Below are 16806 nucleotides of genomic sequence, written 5' to 3'. Positions count from 1 at the left end.
GAGCGATACGCGTCCGATGACCCCACACCCCGGCCGCGCCGTGCGCCCCGCGCCCGGACACCGGCCGCACTGTGCGAAGTCGCAGCTCAGGCTCGGGCAACTCGCCTCTTCGCGGGAGCCGTACCGCCCGGTGGCGAGGCACCCGCAGGCGTTGGCCACAACATGCCGTAGTGCATTCGGCCATTTGTGCATGTGCCATGAGCACGGGCGGCGGCGATGGTCGGGACGAAGTGCCCCGCCGTAGACAGGAATCCGCCACTTGGCACCGTCCCGCCGATCCGGGAGGAATCCCATGAGCAGGCGCATTCTCGTCGTCCTGTCCGAACACGGTTACTGGGGCGAGGAGTTGATCGGCCCCCTGGAGACCTTCGACCAGGCCGGCTACCACGTCACCTTCGCCACCCCCACCGGCAAGCGGCCCCAGGCGCTGCCGCCGAGCATGGACCCCGAGTACGTCGACCCGCCGCTCGGCCGGTCCGTCACCACGCCCCAGATGGCGGCGAAGGTACGGGCCGTCGAGGAGTCGGACCGGCTCGACAACCCCCTCGACCTGGCGTCCTGGCTCCCCGACCGGCCCTACCGCTCCCGGCCGTACTTCCTGCGCGACTGGGAGGCCTACCACAGCCGCCTGGAGCAGATCCGCCACCAGATCGCCGACCGCTACGACGCGCTGCTGATCGTCGGCGGCAGCGGACCCATCGTCGACCTCGCCAACAACTGGCGGGTGCACGACCTGATCCTCGCCTTCCGCGCCCTGGACCGGCCGATCGCCGCCGAGTGCTACGGCGTCGCCTGCCTGGCCTTCGCCCGCGACCAGGAGACCCGCGAGTCCATCATCCGCGGCAAGCACGTCACCGGGCACTGCATCGAGTACGACTACAAGGACGGCACCGGGTTCCTCGGCACCGACTTCGTGATGGGCCCGCCGCCGTACCCGCTGGAGTACATCCTGCGCGACGCCACCGCGCCCGGCGGCGCCTACCACGGCAACTTCGGCAAGGAGACCTCGGTCATCGTCGACTACCCGTTCATCACGGGCCGTTCGACCCCGGACTCCTACCTGACCGGCCAGAAGACCGTCGAGGTCCTCGAACAGGGCCTGCGCCAGTGGGGGTTCAGGACCTCCTGACGTCCTGACATCCGTCCCGCGAGAGGTGACCAGCATGGACAGCAGGCCCGCGCGCGTCGCGCTCCTGGAGCAACTGGAGGCCGAAGGCGTCCGGTACATGTTCGGCAACCCCGGCACGGTCGAGCAGGGGTTCCTCGACGAACTGCGCTCCTTCCCCTCGATCCAGTACATCCTGGCCCTGCAGGAGGCCACGGCCGTCGGCATGGCGGACGGCTACGCCCGCGCCACCCGCACCCCGGCGGTCCTGCAACTGCACTCCGGGGTCGGCCTCGGCAACGGCATCGGCATGCTCTACCAGGCCATGCGCGGCCACGCCCCGATCGTCACCCTGGTCGGCGAGGCCGGGCTGCGGTATGCCGGACTGGACGCCCAGATGGCGGCCGACCTGGTCGGCATGGCGGAGCCGGTCACCAAGTGGGCGACCCGGGTGCTCGACCCCGACTCCACGCTGCGCGTGCTGCGCCGCGCCTTCAAGGTGGCAGGGACCCCGCCGTACGGGCCGGTCCTGGTGGTGCTGCCGGCCGACGTGATGGACGCCGGCACCCGGGAGGCGGTCGCCCCGGTCAGTTACCCGGACATCCGCAACCGGCCCGCCCCGGACACCGTCGCCCGGGCCGCGGCCCTGCTCGCCGGGGCCCGCCGCCCGCTCATCGTGGCCGGCGACGGCGTGCACTTCGCGGGCGCACAGGCCGAACTGGCCCGCCTCGCCGAGGTGTGGGGCGCCGACGTGTACGGCGCCGACTGGGCGGAGGTCAACCTGTCCGCCCAGCACCCGGCGTACGCGGGCCAGTTGGGCCACATGTTCGGCGAGCAGAGCCGGCGGATCACCGGCGCCGCCGACGGCGTCCTGATCGTCGGCACCTACGCGCTGCCCGAGGTGTTCCCGGCCCGGTACGACGTCTTCGCCGAGGGCACCCCGGTGGTCCACGTCGACCTCGACACCGACGCCATCGCCAAGAACTTCCCCGTCGACCTCGGCATCGTGGCCGACCCGAAGGCCACCCTCGGACTGCTCGCCGACGCGCTGCACGGGGAGATGGGCGACGAGCGGCGGGCGGAGGCGGCCGAGCGGCTGCGGGTGCGGGCCGCCGAACGGGCCGACGCCCTGGCCGGCGCCCGGGACCGGGACCTGGCCGACGGCGAGGCGCAGACCGTGCCCACCGCCGCCTTCGCCCGCGAACTCGCCCGCCGGCTCCCCTCCGACGCCATCCTGTTCGACGAGGCACTGACCGCGTCCCCGACGATCTTCCGCCATCTGCCGCCCACCCTGCCCGGCCACTGGATGCAGACCCGGGGCGGCTCCCTCGGCGTCGGCATCCCCGGCGCGCTCGGCGCCCAGCTCGCCCACCCCGACCGCACGGTGGTCGGCTTCACCGGCGACGGCGGCAGCATGTACACCTTCCAGGCCCTGTGGACGGCCGCCCGCCACGGCCTGCCCACCAAGTTCGTGATCTGCAACAACGGCAGCTACCGGCTGCTGGAGGACAACATCGAGGAGTACTGGCGGGAGACGGGCATACCGGCCCACGAACAGCCCGGCATGTTCGACCTCTCCCACCCGTCCATCGACTTCGTCGGCCTCGCCCGCTCCCTCGGGGTGGCCGCCGTACGGGTGGAGAAGCCCGGTCAGGCCGAGGGCGCGGTGGCACAGGCGCTCGCCCACCACGGGCCGTTCCTCGTCGACCTGGTGACGGCCAAGGGAAAGGGGTGACCGCCGTGCGACTGAACGGACACAAGATCGCCGTCCTGATGGAGAGCGACTTCTACGAGCCCGAGATCCTCTACTACCGCTACCGCTTCCCCGAGGAGGGCGCCGAGGTCCACTTCCTGACCCGGCTCTGGGGCAACGAGGGCATGACCTTCCACGGGCACGAGCACCGCATGCCCTTCGACGTGAACGAGTCCTTCGAGGACCTCGACGAGTTCGCGCTGAAGGAGTACTCGGCGGTGATCGTCCCCTCCGGGATGGTCGCCGACCGCCTCCGCTACACCGACGACCCCGACCGGCTGCCGCCCGCCTCGCAGTTCCTGCGCCGCGCGTTCGCCGACCCGGCGATCCTCAAGGGCATCATCTGCCACGGCATGTGGCTCGCCGCCCCGGTACCCAACCTGATGCGCGGGCGGCGCGCGGTGGTGCACAACAACCTGCTGGGCGACCTGCGCAACATGGGCGGCGAGTACGTCGACCAGGACGTCGTCGTCCACGACGACCTGGTCACCGGCCGCACCGGCAACCACTGCCACGTCTTCGCCCGCACCATCATCGACCTGCTCGCCGACCGCCGGCCCGCCGAGCCCGCCCCGGCCGCCCGGGCCGGGCAGGCGGGGCGGGGCTGACGGGACGCGAACGGGGAGAGGAGCGATCATCATGACACCGGTGACCGGGCGCATCCCCGTCCTCGACGTCCGCCCCCGGGTGCGGGACGGGGAACTGCCCGCCAAGGCCGTGACCGGCGAACACCTCGACATCACGGCCACCGTCTTCCGCGAGGGCAACGGCGTGATCGCCGCGGACGTGGTCCTGCGCGGTCCCGAGGGAACCCCCGCCCAGCGGGTGCCGATGACCCTCGTCGATCCCGACGCCGACCGCTGGAGCGCCACCGTGGTCGCCGGCGCCGAGGGCCTGTGGACCTTCCGGGTCGAGGCCTGGGCCGACCCCCTGGCCACCTGGCGCCGGGACGCCGGACTGAAGACCGCGGCCGGCGTCGACACCGAACTCACCCTGCGCGAGGGCGTGCTGCTGCACGAACGGGCGGCACACGGCGAGAACGACATCACCGACCGGGACCGCCGGGAGGAGGTCCGGGCCGCGATCGCCGCGCTCCGTGACACCCTCGCGCCGGCCTCCGCCCGGCTGGCGGCCGTCACCACCCCCCGGGTGACGGCCGCCCTGGGCCGCTACGCGCTGCGCGAACTGGTCACCGCCTCCCGGCCGCTGCCGCTGCGCGTGGAGCGCCGGCGCGCCCTGGCCGGGTCCTGGTACGAGCTGTTCCCGCGCTCGGAGGGCGCGGTCGTGACGGCGGACGGGCGGACGGTGAGCGGCACCCTGCGGACCGCCGCCGCCCGGCTGCCCGCCGTCGCGGCGATGGGCTTCGACGTGGTGTACCTGCCGCCCGTCCACCCCATCGGCGGCACCCACCGCAAGGGCCGGAACAACACGCTCGTCGCGGGCCCGGACGACGTCGGCTCGCCCTGGGCCATCGGCTCCCGGCAGGGCGGCCACGACGCGGTCCACCCCGACCTCGGCACCCTGGAGGACTTCCGGTACTTCGTCAGCACCGCCCGCGGCCTCGGCCTGGAGGTGGCGATCGACTTCGCCCTCCAGTGCTCCCCGGACCATCCCTGGGTGACCGGGCACCCCGAGTGGTTCCACCACCGGGTGGACGGCTCGGTCGCCTACGCCGAGAACCCGCCCAAGACCTACGAGGACATCCACCCCCTCGACTTCGACACCGACTTCGAGGGCCTGTACACCGAGGCGCTGCGCGTCCTGCGGCACTGGATGGCGCAGGGCGTACGGATCTTCCGCGTCGACAACCCGCACACCAAGCCGGTGCACTTCTGGGAGCGGCTGATCGGCGAGGTCAACGCGACCGACCCGGACGTGGTGTTCCTGGCCGAGGCGTTCACCCGCCGGGCCATGGTGCACGCCCTGGCCCAGGCCGGTTTCCAGCAGTCGTACACCTACTTCACCTGGAAGAACACCAAGCAGGAGCTGACCGAGTACCTGCCCGAACTCACCCGGGACAGCGCCGACTTCCTGCGTCCCAACCTGTTCGTGAACACCCCGGACATCCTGCACGCCTACCTTCAGCACGGCGGCCGCCCGGCCTTCGAGGTACGGGCCGTGCTGGCGGCGACCGCCGCGCCCAGCTGGGGGGTCTACGCCGGGTACGAGCTGTGCGAGAACACCCCGCTCGCCGAGGGCACCGAGGACTACCTCGACTCGGAGAAGTACCAGCTGCGGCCCCGCGACTGGGCGGCCGCCGAGGCCGAGGGGCGGACCATCGCCCCGCTGATCACCCTGCTCAACCGGCTCCGCCGGACCCGTCCCGCCCTCCGGGAACTGCGCAACCTGCGGCTCCAGCACACCGACAACGACCAGATCCTCGCCTACTCCAAACACGTGGGCCGGCCCGAGGGCGGCACCGACGTGGTGCTGGTCGTCGTCAACCTGGATCCGCACCGGGTTCAGGAGGCGACCGTCACCTGCGACCTGGCGGCCCTCGGCCTGCCCGTCGACGGCACGCTCAAGCTCCGCGACGAGCTCACCGGAGCCGTCTACGGCTGGGGCGAGTCCACCTACGTGCGCCTCGACCCGGCCCACCAGGTCGCGCACGTACTGACGACCGAGGAGGCGTCATGAGGACGGAGATCCTACAGCCGCTGCTGCCCGCGCTCGGGCCGTGGCTGACCGGCCGGCGCTGGTTCGACGCGCGCTACGCCGGGGCCCCGCTGACCGCCGACGCGGCGTCGGTGGTCGGGGACGACCCCCCGCTGCTGCTGCACGCCGTGGTCTCGGCGGACGGCGCCGCCGGACCGCTGCGCTTTCAGCTCCTGCTGGGCCTGCGCCCGGAGCTGCCGGCCCGGCTGGACCCCGCCGCCATCACCACCGTGCCGGCCGGCCCCTGGCAGGGCTGGCGGGTCTACGACGCGCTGGCCGACGGCACCCTGCTCGCCCTGCTGCTGCGCACCCTGGCGGGCGGCGGCGCCGGGCCAGGGCCGCGCCTCGAACGCAGCTCCCGCTATCCGCTGCCGGTCGGCCTGGTGCCCCGGCCGCTCCAGGTGGAGCAGAGCAACACCTCCGTGGCCTACGGCGACCGGGTCCTGCTGAAGATCTTCCGCCGACCGGAGCCGGGACCGCACACCGAGGTCGAGGCGCTGCGGGCGCTCACCGGCCGGGAGTGCGCCCGCACCCCCCATCTCTACGGGGCGGTGCACAGCGACGCGCCCGGCGCGGAGGGCCTGGTGCTCGGCCTCGTCGAGGAGTTCCTGCCGGACGCCCGGGACGGCTGGCAGGAGGCGGTACGGCAGGCGGCCGACGCGGTGGCCGGCACCGGCCCCGGCAACCCGGCCGGCGGGGGCTTCACCGCGGACGCGTCCGCTCTGGGCCGGGCCGTCGCCGACGTGCACGGCGCGCTGGGCGAGGCGTTCGGGCGGACCCGGCTGACCGCGGCGGACGTGGCCGAGGAGACGGCCCGGATGACCATGCGTCTCAAGGAGGCCGCCGAGGAGGTCCCGGCGCTCGCCCGGTACACCGCACGGCTCGGCGCCCTCTTCGACGACTGCGCGCGGGTGGCCGGGCGCGGCTGCCCGCTCTTCGTCCAGCGCACCCACGGCGACCTGCACCTGGGGCAGGCGCTGCGGGCCCACGACGGCTGGCGGATCGTGGACTTCGAGGGCGAACCGGCCCGGTCCGCCGCCGAACGCGCCCGCCCGGAGCCGGTGCTCAAGGACGTCGCCGGCATGCTGCGCTCCTTTGACTACGCGGCCCGCACCGGCCTTGCCGCCGCCGACGACGAGGGCGAGTCCTCGCCGTCGGTGCGACTGCGCCGCCGTCGGCGCGCGTCCGCGTGGGCGGTGCGCAACCGGCGGGCCTTCATCGCGGGGTACGCGTCCGCCGGCCACGAGGACCCGGACTGCCACCCCGTACTCCTCCGGGCGTTCGAGGCGGACAAGGCCGTCTACGAGGCCGTGTACGAGTCCCGCCTGCGCCCCGACCGACTACCGATCCCCCTCGCCGCCCTGCACCGCCTCGCCACCACGCCCCGCTGACGCCGCCATGTCCGAAACCACGCCACCGGCCTGGGCCCCGGCGCCGAACCAGGTGTGCGACCGGATGGCCGGCCCGACGCCGGACCGGGTGCCCGGCCAGGCGGCCTGCTCGGCGTCGGACGGGGCGTCGAACCGGGTGTCCGGCCCGGCGTCGGACCCCGCTTCGAACCCGGCGTCCGAGCCGGCGTTCGACCCGGCGTCGAACCCGGCGTCCGGTCCGGCTTCGACGCGGTGTCCGGTCCGGCGTCGATCCGGCATCGAATCCGGTGCGGAAAGGGCCGGAATCGGCAAAAGGAAATCAGGGCTCGGCGGGCTTTCTTTTCTCTTTGTCGATCGGGCAATTCGCGGCGGTTCCGGGAGGGGGAACCGGGTGGTGCGGAGCGGGTCAGGAGCGGCCCTGCTCGGTGAAGGTCGTGCTCGGGTCGCGGTTCGGGGCCAGACCGGCCGACGACAGCGCGTGGTCGTACGCCTGAAGGGCCGCCGTGCTGTTGCCCTGGCGGCGCCACAGGTCGCCCACGTACCGCCAGTTGAGCGCGGTCTGGTGGGACGGCGGGAACTGGCGCAGCTGCCGGGTGGCGGCCTGGAGGCACTGGGCCGCCTGCTCGTGGTCGCCGCGCAGCAGATGGATCTCGGCGAGCGTGGCGCGTGCGCCGACGGCCTGGATGCGGGACTCCGGACCGGTGAGGCCGAGGGCCCGCTCCGCGTGGGCCGCGGCCTCGTCCAGGTTGCCGAGCATCGCGTCCGCGTCGGCCAGACCGATCTCGCACTGGGCGAGTTCGGGCGCGTTGCCGACCTCCGCCAGCAGTTGCTGCGCCTCCTCCAGAAGCTGTTTGGCGCGCGTCGGTTCCGGCTCGTCGACCTGGAGGAGCAGCGAGCCGCAGTTCATCTTGAGCATGGCCAGATGGCGGATGTTGTCGTCCTCGGACATCAGCGCCAGCGCCCGCTCCACCAGCGCCAGGGCCTCGTTCAGCTGGCCGCGGGAGCGGGCCACGAGTCCCGCGTTCCAGAAGACGGCACCGCGCGCGGCCCGTGCCCCCTGCTTCTCGGCGGCGTCGAGGAGCCGGACGCCGAGAAGCTGGGCCCGGGTGAGGTCGCCGCGCATGTGGTACGACGCCATGACCGTGGCGCCGAGCTGGACGTGGTCGACCGTGACGTCCAGGCCGAGCGCGTCCAGCCGGGACATGGCCCGCTCGCCGATCTCGATGCTCGTCGTGATGTCGCCGGCGTTGCGGTAGCAGCGGCACAGGGCGACCGACACCGTGCACCAGTCGGCGGAACCGGGCGGCAGTTCGGGGTCGCGCTGGAGATCCTCGAGGATCGTGATGGCGGCCTCGATCCGGTCGAGCTTCTCCAGGGCGGAGGCCTGTGCGATGCGCGCGCGCCGGATCATCGACGGGTCCAGCAGGGACGGCTTCGCGAGGAGGTCGCTCAACGTCTGGAGCGCCTCGCCGTTGCTGCCGTTGCGCAGGGCCATCTCGCCGAAGGCCAGCCGCAGCCGGGTCTCCTCCAGTTCGTGGTCGTCGCGGCCGGTGCGCAGATACTCCACGGAGCACCCCAGGCGCTCGGCGAGCGCGGCGAGCACCGCGTCCGACGGCGCGCCGCGCTTCCCCGACTCGATCAGGGAGATGTAGCTCGCCGAAATCTCGCCGGACGCCAGGTCCTGCTGCTTGAGTCCCCGTTTGCCGCGCAACACCCTGATGCGCTCGCCCAGTCCTGCGGCCGTCGCGTTGCCGAGTGGATCCATGTGAACTCCTCGGTGCCGTACTTGACTGTCGGGATGACAGATCGATGTTATCAGTAAGCTGATATCTACCCAATGCGGCCTCCAGTGATCTTTTAGTGGCTCTCGGGTGCGTTTTACAGGTAGTTCCTCTGATCCTGTCGATGGCCGCCTTATGCGGCATACGATATTCCGTTTGGATATGATTAATTTTTCTAGAAACTACTTGACTGAACTAGTCATTCAATGTTGACTGTAATTGTCAAGGCGCAACCTTCTATTGTTCAGGGGAGGGGATTTTCGTGAGCAATAAAATAATCGCGCTCTTCGCAGTCGTCGTCCTGGTCAGTGGTCTTGTGTCGGGGGGACTGTGGTTGAGCGATTCCGGTCCGGGTAACCGTCCGCAGCACGAAGGCATGCCCGCGTCCAGCGGTGGGAGCGGTGGCTGCTGCTGAGCACACACGCGTTTCGCACGGAACCGGGAACCGGGTCCGGTCCGGCGGCCGCACGACGGCCGCGGGACCGGACCCGGTCCTTCGTCGTGCGGGAAGCCGCGCGCTGGTCGTGCGGTCAGTCGTGCGGTCAGTCGTGTGGGAAATGGCAGGAGACGGTGTGGCCGGCGGCCTCTCCGGCCGACCGCGCGCGGGGTGTCTGCTCCGCGCAGCGCCGCCGCTCGGCGGCCAGGAGCCCGGCGTGGACGGGGCAGCGGGCCCGGAAGGCGCACCCGGAGACGGCGCGCGGGCCCGGCCCGGGGTCGGCGGGCAGCACGATCCGGCGCCGGGAGCGCTCGGCGACCGGATCCGGCAGCGGGACGGCCGAGAGCAGGGCCCGGGTGTAGGGATGGCGCGGCCGGCCGAACACCTCGGCGACGCCGCCCGTCTCCACCGTCCGGCCCGCGTACATGACCGACACCCGGTCGGCGAGCTGCCGTACCACCGCGAGGTCGTGCGAGACCAGCAGATACGCCGGGCCCAGCGCGCGCTTCAGCCGGAGCAGCAGGTCCAGGATCCCGGCCTGCACGGACACGTCCAGCGCGGACACCGGCTCGTCGAGCAGCAGCAGCGCGGGGCCGACCGCCAGGGCCCGGGCGATGGCGACGCGCTGGCGCTGCCCGCCGGAGAACTCGTGCGGGTAGCCGTCCGCGTCCGCGGGGCGCAGTCCCACCTGGGTCAACAGCCGGGGGACCCGCGCCGCCACGACGGCCGGCGGCACCCGCGCGGCGTGCAGCGGCTCGGCGACGATGTCACCCACCGGCATCCGCGGATCGAGGCTCGACGCCGGGTCCTGCGGCACCAGTTGCACCGCCGTACGCAGCTCACGCGCCGCTCGCCGGGAGAGCAGCGCGGTGTCCTGCCCGAGCACCTCCACCCGGCCGGCCTGCGGAGCCGCCAGCGAGGCGATCTCCCGCAGCGTCGTGCTCTTCCCGGCCCCGGACTCCCCGACCAGCGCCAGCGTCTGCCCGCGCCGCACCTCCAGATCGACGTGCTCGACGGCCCGCACCACGGGCGCACGCCGCTGCCGGAACCCCGGCAGCCGGTACGACCGCCCGAGCCCGGAGACGGACAGCACGACGTCGCCGCCCGCGCCCGCGCCCGCGGCTGCGGCTGCCGCGGGGGCTGAGGCTCGGGACGTGCCCGCGGCCGGGCCGGCGCTCGTGCGTCGGGTCGTGTCCCCGGCCGTGTCCCCGGCCGTCTCCCCGGCCCTCTCCCCGGCCGGGTTCGGGGGCGGCTCGGCCGGGCGGTCGACGTGCGCCGGTGCGTCGAGGGCCCGTCGCCACGGTCCGGCCGGGGCGGCGGGCGGGGTGTGTTCGGCGCTGCCCGTGCCCGACGGCGGCGCGGCTGTCGGAGGTGCGGACGCCTCGGCGGCCGGGTCCCCCGCCGTCCTCGGGGGCGACCCGGCCGGGCGGCCGGGACGGCCCGGGTCGCCGGCGGCCGGGGCGTGCTCCGCGGCGGCCGTGCCCGGGTCGCCGTCCGTGGTGGCCGCCGGGCGCGCGGGCGGTCGCGGCGGCCGTGCGGGCAACTCCGTGATCGTGACGCCCCGGTCCGGCGTTTCCGCCGGCGGTCGCCCGAACAGGTCCGCCGCGCTCCGGTGCCGGACCTCCGGGATCCTTCGGCAGGCCGCCGTGTGGGCGCCGGGTGCCGAAGGGTCGGCCAGGGACGGGCTGTCCACCCCGGTGAGCGGGGGCTCGGCCGCCCGGCACTCCGGTTCGGCCAGCGGGCACCGTGCGGCGAAGGTGCAGCCCGGGCCGGTGGTGCCCGGGGCGGGCGCGGTGCCCGGAACCGGGGTGGGCGGTGTCCGGGTGTCGAGGCGGGGCACGGAGCCGACCAGGCCGAGGGTGTAGGGCATGCGGGGGCGGCAGAGCACCGCTTCCGCCGGCCCCGTCTCCACCACCCGCCCCGCGTACAGGACCGCGACCCGGTCCGCGGCGCCCGCGACCACGCCGAGGTCGTGGGTGACAAGGAGCAGCGCCGCCCCCGTCTCCTGCCGGGCGGCCGCGAGCGCCTCCAGCACCTGGGCCTGCACGGTCACGTCGAGCGCGCTGGTCGGCTCGTCCGCGACGAGGACGGCGGGCCGGTTCGCCACCGCCATCGCGATCATGGCCCGCTGGAGCATGCCGCCGGAGAGCTGGTGGGGAAGGGCGCGGGCCGCCCGGGACGGCTGCGGCACCCCGACGAAGTCCAGGAGCTCCACGGCCCGCCGCAGCGCCGTCTCCCGTCGCGGGCGCGGGCGTTCGTGGATGCGCAGGGCCTCCGCGATCTGGTCGCCGACGCGCAGCACCGGGGTGAAGGCGTGCAGCGGATCCTGGAAGACCATGGCGATCCGGCTGCCCCTCAGAGCGGCCAGCTCCCGCTCCGGCCGCCCCAGCACCTCCTCGCCCAGCAGCCGTACCGAACCGCCCACCTGAGCGCCGGGCGGAGCCAGGCCGAGCAGGGACAGCGCGGTGAGCGACTTGCCCGCGCCGGACTCGCCCACCAGGCCCAGCACCTCACCGCGGCGCAGCACGAGGTCCACGCCACGCACCACGGGGACGGCCGGCCGTCGTCGTCCGCCCCCGAAGGCGACCGTCAGACCGCGCACCTGGAGGACCGCGTCCGCCGGTCCGCGCGCGGCCGGGCCCGTGCTCATCACGCGAGCCCCGACACGGCACCGCGGGGCGGCCCGGCGGGCCGTACCGTCGTGGGGTCCAGGGCGTCGCGCAGGGCGTTGCCGAGGAGGCTGACGGCCAGCACGAACGCGGTGAGCAGACCCGCCGGGAAGAAGAACATCCACGGATACACCAGGGCCACGTCGGACGCGTCCGCGATCAGCGTGCCCAGGGAGACGTCGGGCGGCTGGACGCCGAAGCCGAAGTAGGACAGCCCGGCCTCGCTGACCACCGCACCGGCCACCGTGACCGTCGCGTCGGTGATCAGGAACGAGGCCAGGTGCGGCAGGATGTGCCGCCAGATGATCCGCACCGGTCCGACCCCCATCAGCCGTGCCACCACCACGAACTGACGCTCTCTCAGGGAGCGGGTCATGCCGCGCACCGCCCGCGCGGTGACCATCCAGCCCAGCAGGGCGAGCAGCCCGGCCAGCGCGAGCCAGCCCCACTGCCGCAGCCGCGGGGCGAGCACCACGAGGACGAGGAAGCCGGGAAGAACCAGCAGCAGGTCCGCCACGAACATCAGCGACCGGTCCGTCCAGCCGCCGAAGTAGCCAGCCGAGGCGCCCACCGCCGCCGCCAGCCCGGTGGCGACCGCGGCCACCACCGCCCCGATCAGCAGCGACTTCCGCAGCCCGTGCGCGACCTGGGCGAACACGTCCTGCCCGATCCGGTTGGTGCCCATCCAGTGGCGTGCGTCCGGCGGCTGCCGCAGCGCCGTGTAGTCGACGTCCGTATAGGACCACCGGCACGCGTACGGTCCGGCGACCGCGAGCGCCACCAGGGCCAGCAGCAGCGTGAGTCCGCACAGCGCCCCCGGGTGCCGGGCCAGCCGGCCGAGCACGGCCCGCCCTCGCCGTCCCGCTCTCACGGCTGCCGTACCCGGGGATCGAGCAGCGCGTGCAGGACGTCCGCGACCAGCCCCGCCAGCAGGACGACGGCCGCGGCGAAGCCGTTGACCGCCGCCACCGAGTTCACGTCGCCCTTCTCCACCGAGTCGATCAGCCAGCTGCCCATGCCGGGCCAGCCGAAGACCCGCTCGGTGAACACGGCGCCGGTGACCAGGGTGAGGACGCCGAAGGAGAAGAAGACCGTCATCGGCACGAGCGAGATCCGCAGCCCGTGCCGCAGCAGCGCGCGGCCCGGGGTGAGCCCCTTGGCGCGCGCGGTGCGCAGATGGTCCGCGCCGAGCACGTCCAGGGTGGCGGCGCGCTGGTAGCGGCTGTACAGGGCGATCGCCGCGAGCGCCACACAGAGCGCCGGGAGCACCAGGTGGGCCGCGGTGTCCCGCAGGTGGACGCTCCAGTCGCCCCGCAGCCCGGGGGTGTGCTCGCCCGTGTACTTGACGACGCTGCCGCCCGCGGCCCGGTTGACCGCGAGCGCCCCGGTCTTCAGCAGCAGGGCCAGTACGAACGTGGGCACGCACAGCACCGCGAAGGAGAACCCGGCCAGCGCCCGGTCGCCGAGCCCGCCGCGCCGGACCGCCGACCACACCCCGGCCAGGGTGCCGACGGCCGTACCGGCCAGCGTGCCCACCAGCAGCAGCCGTACCGACACGCCGATCCGGCGGCCGAACTCGGCGCGCACCGACTCGCCGTCGATGGTGCGGCCCAGATCGCCGTGGACGGCGCCGTCCGCCCAGTGCGCGAAGCGCATGGGCAGCGGCGCGCGGTCGTCCATGCCGAGCCGGGCCAGCTCGGCGTCGACGACCCGCGCCGGCGGCGGTGGCCTGCGGTCCTCGAAGTACGCGCGTGGATCGAGCGCGGTCGAGGCGAGCGCGTAGGACAGGACCAGGGAGAGGAGGAACAGGACCACGCAGCGGGCCAGGCGCCTGGCGATCAGGACGAACATGGCACTCCTGACGGGGCAGGGAGGGTGACGGCCCGGCCGGGGCGCGGGCGTTCGCCGGGGGATGAAGTCTGCCTTCTCTTCATTCGGGGGAAACATCGTGATGTTAGGCTCCGACGCCGCAATTCCCATGGCAACAGGGGTAGTTGGCGGTTACGCGACGCCGGAGAGGCTGACAGGTGGAGCGATTACGGGCCTGGTCCGCGTGGATGGCCGGCTGGGCGCTCATCGTCCTCACGGCGACCGGATGCTCCGGGCCCGGCGGGCACGACGGTTCCGGGCAGCAGGCGCTGCCGACGTACGGCACCTACGACATCAACGCGCTGCCGTCCGGGGACCTGCGCTCCGGCGGGACCCTGACGCTGCCGATCACACAGATGATCACGCAGTTCAACTTCAACCACGTCGACGGCGCCCTGGACGACGTGTGGACCATCGACACGATGACGGAGCCGCGGCTGTTCACCCGGGACGCCGAGGGTGTCCCGCGGATCGTGCGGGACTACCTGACCTCCGCCACCGTCACCACCGCGGGCTCGCGCCAGGTCGTCACCTACCGGCTCGCCCCGAAGGCCCGCTGGTCCGACGGCAGGGCCCTGAGCTGGCGGGACTTCGCCGCCCAGTGGCACGCGGTCGGCGGCGGCGACGGCCGGTACCTGGTCGCCGACCCGAGCGGCTACGACCGGATCGCCGACGTCCGCCAGGGCAGCGACGCGCACGAGGTCCGGGTCACCTTCAGGAAGCCGTACGCCGACTGGCGCCGGCTCTTCACCCCGCTCTTCCCGGCCGTCGCCTACGACACCCCGCAGCGCTTCGACTCGGACTGGCAGGGCCGGCTCCCGGTCACCGCCGGCCCCTTCCGGCTCGCCTCCGTCGACCGTACGGCGCAGACCCTCACCCTCGTCCCCGACGCCGCCTGGTGGGGCACCCGGCCCCGGCTCGACCGGATCGTCTTCCGCGTCCTCGACCCCGACGCCGCCCTGCAGGCCTTCCTCAACGGCGAGGTCGACGCCGTCAACGCGGCCACCAGCGAGGCCTACGCCCAGCTGGCGAAGGCCAAGGACACCGCCGTCCGGATCGGCTCCGCCTGGGACGAGGTGCACATCACGCTGAACGGCGCCAGTGGACCGCTCGCCGACCGAGCGGTGCGCAACGCCCTCCAGCAGGCCGTGGACCGCCCGGCGCTGGCCGAGGTCGCCGCGGCGGGCCTGCCGGTGAAGGTGCCGCTGCTCGGCAACCACTTCTACATGACCAACCAGCCCGGCTACGCCGACGACTCCGGCCGCTACGGCCGCTTCGACCTCAAGGCCGCCGAGAGCGCCCTGGACCGGGCGGGCTGGCGCAGCCGGGGAGCGGGGAGACCGAGGGTCAGGGACGGCCGCAGCCTCACCCTGCGCCTGGTGCTGAGCGAGGGCACCAACCGGCTCGGCGAGGACCTGGCCCAGCTCGTCCAGCAGATGCTCGCCCGGGCCGGCGTCCGCGTCGAGATCGAGAAGGTCCCCGCCACCGCCTACGGCCCCCAGTACCTGGACAAGGGCAACTTCGACCTCGCGATCTTCCGGTTCACCGGCCTGACGTACCCGAGCTCCGCCTACGCCGTCTACCGGCGCCCGGCCGGCGGTCAGGTCTTCGAGAACTACGGCCGGGTCGGCTCGGCCCAGGTGGACGAACTGCTCGACAAGGCCGCCGGCACCCTCGACACCCGGACCGCGCGACAGCTCTACAACGCGGCGGACGCCCGGATCTGGCGCCTCGGCCACGACATCGAGCTCTACCAGCGCCCCCAGATCCTCGCCGTCCGCAAGGGCCTCGCCAACTACGGCGTCCCCGGCCTCGGCGACCTCGACTTCGCGAAGGTCGGCTGGGAGAAGTGAGGGCGGGACGGGCGCGAGGGAGCCGGGCGGAAGCGCGCGTGCGGCGGCCCCGGGCGGGTGTGTCCGCCCGGGGCCGCCACTGCCGTCCTGGGGGCGCCGTTCAGCCATGCGGTGTGCTCAGGGCTCTCTCGTCGGCCTGCTGGCGGACCATGTCGAAGCCGAGCGCGGCCGAGGCCAGCGTCACGTGGTGGTGCCAGCCGCGGAAGGAGCGGCCCTCGAAGTCGCCGAGGCCGAACTCCTCGTGCATCCGGCCCAGCGCCTCCCCGGCGAACCTGCGCAGCCGGGCCAGCAGGACGGTCTCCGCGAGCCGGCGGACCGGCAGGTTCGTCAGCCAGTAGGCGCGCGGCTGCGGGCGGCCGTAGGGCCAGTCCGCGAGGAGCATCCGCGCCCGGGGTGCGGCACTCGGGCAGCCCTCCGGAGAACGCTCGGCCCGCAGCAGCACGGGAACGGTCAGGAACTCCGAGTGGCACATGCGTTCGGTCACCGGGTCGTGCCAGGTCACCGACGTCCGCTCGGTGTTGCGGACGGCGTGCCCGGCGAGGTCGGCCAGCGTGCCGCCGGCGCCCCGGGCGGCGGCCCGGCCGCGGGGGAGGAGGACCGGCGTGTGCGGCGATGCCTGGACCACATAGCCGAGACCGCGGGCCTCCAGGCCCCGTAGCAGGGGATCCGGGTCCCCGTCGCCGCGCCAGTCGGCCAGCACCGGCAGCGGTTCCAGGGACCACTCGTCGAGCATCTCGTCGAGCGACTCCAGGACGTAGCTCCACCGGGGGCGGCAGCGCTCGTGCTCCGGCAGGTGCGCCTGGCCGCGCAGCCCCTCGTCGCGGTCCCACCGGCTCGGCAGCACCAGCCGCCAGTTCACCGGGACCCCGCCGGCGTGACCCACCAGCGAGGTCGCCAGCGCCAGCTGGCAGTTGACGGTGCGTTCCTGGGAGGCCGCGTACTGCCGGGCCACGCCGACCGACCGGTCGCCGTTCTTGGCGAAGACGACCTCGTCGACCGACCAGGCCTCGGCCCGGAAGGCCCGGGCCATCTGCCCGGCCAGCCGGCCGCGCACCGGCGCGGACGCCCAGGGGCTCTGGTTCACGAACTGCTGGATCTGCTGCACCGCCCGCCGCCCCAGCACCTGTTCGGTGATCCGGGCCGGCGTCTTGCGGCCGGGCACGGCCAGCAGGCCGCGCAGGTACACCTCGCCCCAGCGCCGCTGGTCGGCCCGGGTGAACTGGCCGAACAGCTCGCCGCAGTAGGCCGGCAGGTCACGGGCACCGGGCGGGGCATCCGGGGTACGCACGGACGGTAACGGGAGTGTCATGGTCGC

The 16806-nt window shown here is 73.8% G+C and carries 11 protein-coding genes; 6 read left to right on the top strand and 5 right to left on the bottom strand.

Annotated elements, in window-relative coordinates; genetic code table 11:
• Positions 1–292: 292 nt before the first annotated feature.
• From AB0P24_RS14060 to AB0P24_RS14040, 5 genes are read left to right on the top strand one after another with little or no spacing between them, the layout of a single operon-like run.
• Positions 293–1129, top strand: coding sequence for a type 1 glutamine amidotransferase domain-containing protein (locus AB0P24_RS14060; RefSeq protein WP_365793573.1), 837 nt, complete (start codon positions 293–295; stop codon positions 1127–1129).
• A gap of 34 nt (positions 1130–1163) precedes the next feature.
• Positions 1164–2840 (top strand): thiamine pyrophosphate-binding protein, encoded by a 1677-nt coding sequence (locus tag AB0P24_RS14055; RefSeq protein ID WP_365793571.1) that lies wholly within the window; start codon positions 1164–1166, stop codon positions 2838–2840.
• Between the two features lie 5 nt (positions 2841–2845).
• Entirely contained in the window at positions 2846–3466 is a 621-nt protein-coding gene (locus tag AB0P24_RS14050) for a DJ-1/PfpI family protein (RefSeq protein ID WP_365793569.1), read from the top strand.
• Between the two features lie 31 nt (positions 3467–3497).
• Positions 3498–5495, top strand: a complete 1998-nt coding sequence (locus tag AB0P24_RS14045) for an alpha-1,4-glucan--maltose-1-phosphate maltosyltransferase (RefSeq protein WP_365793567.1) — start codon at positions 3498–3500, stop codon at positions 5493–5495.
• Positions 5492–6904, top strand: a complete 1413-nt coding sequence (locus AB0P24_RS14040; protein ID WP_365793565.1) for a hypothetical protein — start codon at positions 5492–5494, stop codon at positions 6902–6904. The genes AB0P24_RS14045 and AB0P24_RS14040 overlap by 4 nt, the downstream gene beginning before the upstream one ends.
• A 385-nt stretch (positions 6905–7289) precedes the next feature.
• On the opposite strand, the gene AB0P24_RS14035 is transcribed toward AB0P24_RS14040, so the two are convergent.
• From AB0P24_RS14035 to AB0P24_RS14020, 4 genes are all read right to left on the bottom strand, one after another.
• Positions 7290–8648, bottom strand: coding sequence for a helix-turn-helix domain-containing protein (locus AB0P24_RS14035; protein WP_181808575.1), 1359 nt, complete (start codon positions 8646–8648; stop codon positions 7290–7292).
• A gap of 558 nt (positions 8649–9206) precedes the next feature.
• Entirely contained in the window at positions 9207–11750 is a 2544-nt protein-coding gene (locus tag AB0P24_RS14030) for a dipeptide ABC transporter ATP-binding protein (RefSeq protein WP_365793563.1), read from the bottom strand.
• Positions 11750–12640, bottom strand: coding sequence for an ABC transporter permease (locus tag AB0P24_RS14025; protein WP_365793561.1), 891 nt, complete (start codon positions 12638–12640; stop codon positions 11750–11752). The genes AB0P24_RS14030 and AB0P24_RS14025 overlap by 1 nt, the downstream gene beginning before the upstream one ends.
• Positions 12637–13620: an ABC transporter permease gene (locus tag AB0P24_RS14020; protein WP_365793559.1), complete on the bottom strand. Its 984-nt coding sequence runs from the start codon at positions 13618–13620 to the stop codon at positions 12637–12639. Before AB0P24_RS14020 ends, AB0P24_RS14025 begins: the two co-directional genes overlap by 4 nt.
• 176 nt (positions 13621–13796) lie before the next feature.
• Between AB0P24_RS14020 and AB0P24_RS14015 the strand changes: the two genes are divergently transcribed.
• Complete coding sequence (locus tag AB0P24_RS14015) at positions 13797–15491, top strand: ABC transporter family substrate-binding protein (RefSeq protein ID WP_365793557.1); 1695 nt, start codon at positions 13797–13799, stop codon at positions 15489–15491.
• Positions 15492–15591: 100 nt separating this feature from the next.
• On the opposite strand, the gene AB0P24_RS14010 is transcribed toward AB0P24_RS14015, so the two are convergent.
• The gene (locus AB0P24_RS14010) at positions 15592–16779 is read right to left on the bottom strand and encodes a transposase (protein WP_365793555.1); all 1188 of its coding nucleotides are present in this window, start codon (positions 16777–16779) and stop codon (positions 15592–15594) included.
• Positions 16780–16806: the final 27 nt, after the last annotated feature.

The sequence above is a fragment of the Streptomyces sp. NPDC086519 genome (assembly GCF_040686075.1).
Lineage (GTDB): Bacteria > Actinomycetota > Actinomycetes > Streptomycetales > Streptomycetaceae > Streptomyces > Streptomyces shenzhenensis.
Note: the sequence above shows the minus strand (reverse complement) of the source record. Positions and strands in the feature narration are given on the sequence as shown.

Excerpts from the sequence above, each read along its gene's own strand:
- AB0P24_RS14060 (WP_365793573.1), top strand. The coding sequence starts at position 293 with ATGAGCAGGCGCATTCTCGTCGTCCTGTCCGAACACGGTTACTGGGGC.
- AB0P24_RS14055 (WP_365793571.1), top strand. The coding sequence starts at position 1,164 with ATGGACAGCAGGCCCGCGCGCGTCGCGCTCCTGGAGCAACTGGAGGCC.
- AB0P24_RS14045 (WP_365793567.1), top strand. The coding sequence starts at position 3,498 with ATGACACCGGTGACCGGGCGCATCCCCGTCCTCGACGTCCGCCCCCGG.
- AB0P24_RS14040 (WP_365793565.1), top strand. The coding sequence starts at position 5,492 with ATGAGGACGGAGATCCTACAGCCGCTGCTGCCCGCGCTCGGGCCGTGG.
- AB0P24_RS14035 (WP_181808575.1), bottom strand. The coding sequence starts at position 8,648 with ATGGATCCACTCGGCAACGCGACGGCCGCAGGACTGGGCGAGCGCATC.
- AB0P24_RS14030 (WP_365793563.1), bottom strand. The coding sequence starts at position 11,750 with ATGAGCACGGGCCCGGCCGCGCGCGGACCGGCGGACGCGGTCCTCCAG.
- AB0P24_RS14020 (WP_365793559.1), bottom strand. The coding sequence starts at position 13,620 with ATGTTCGTCCTGATCGCCAGGCGCCTGGCCCGCTGCGTGGTCCTGTTC.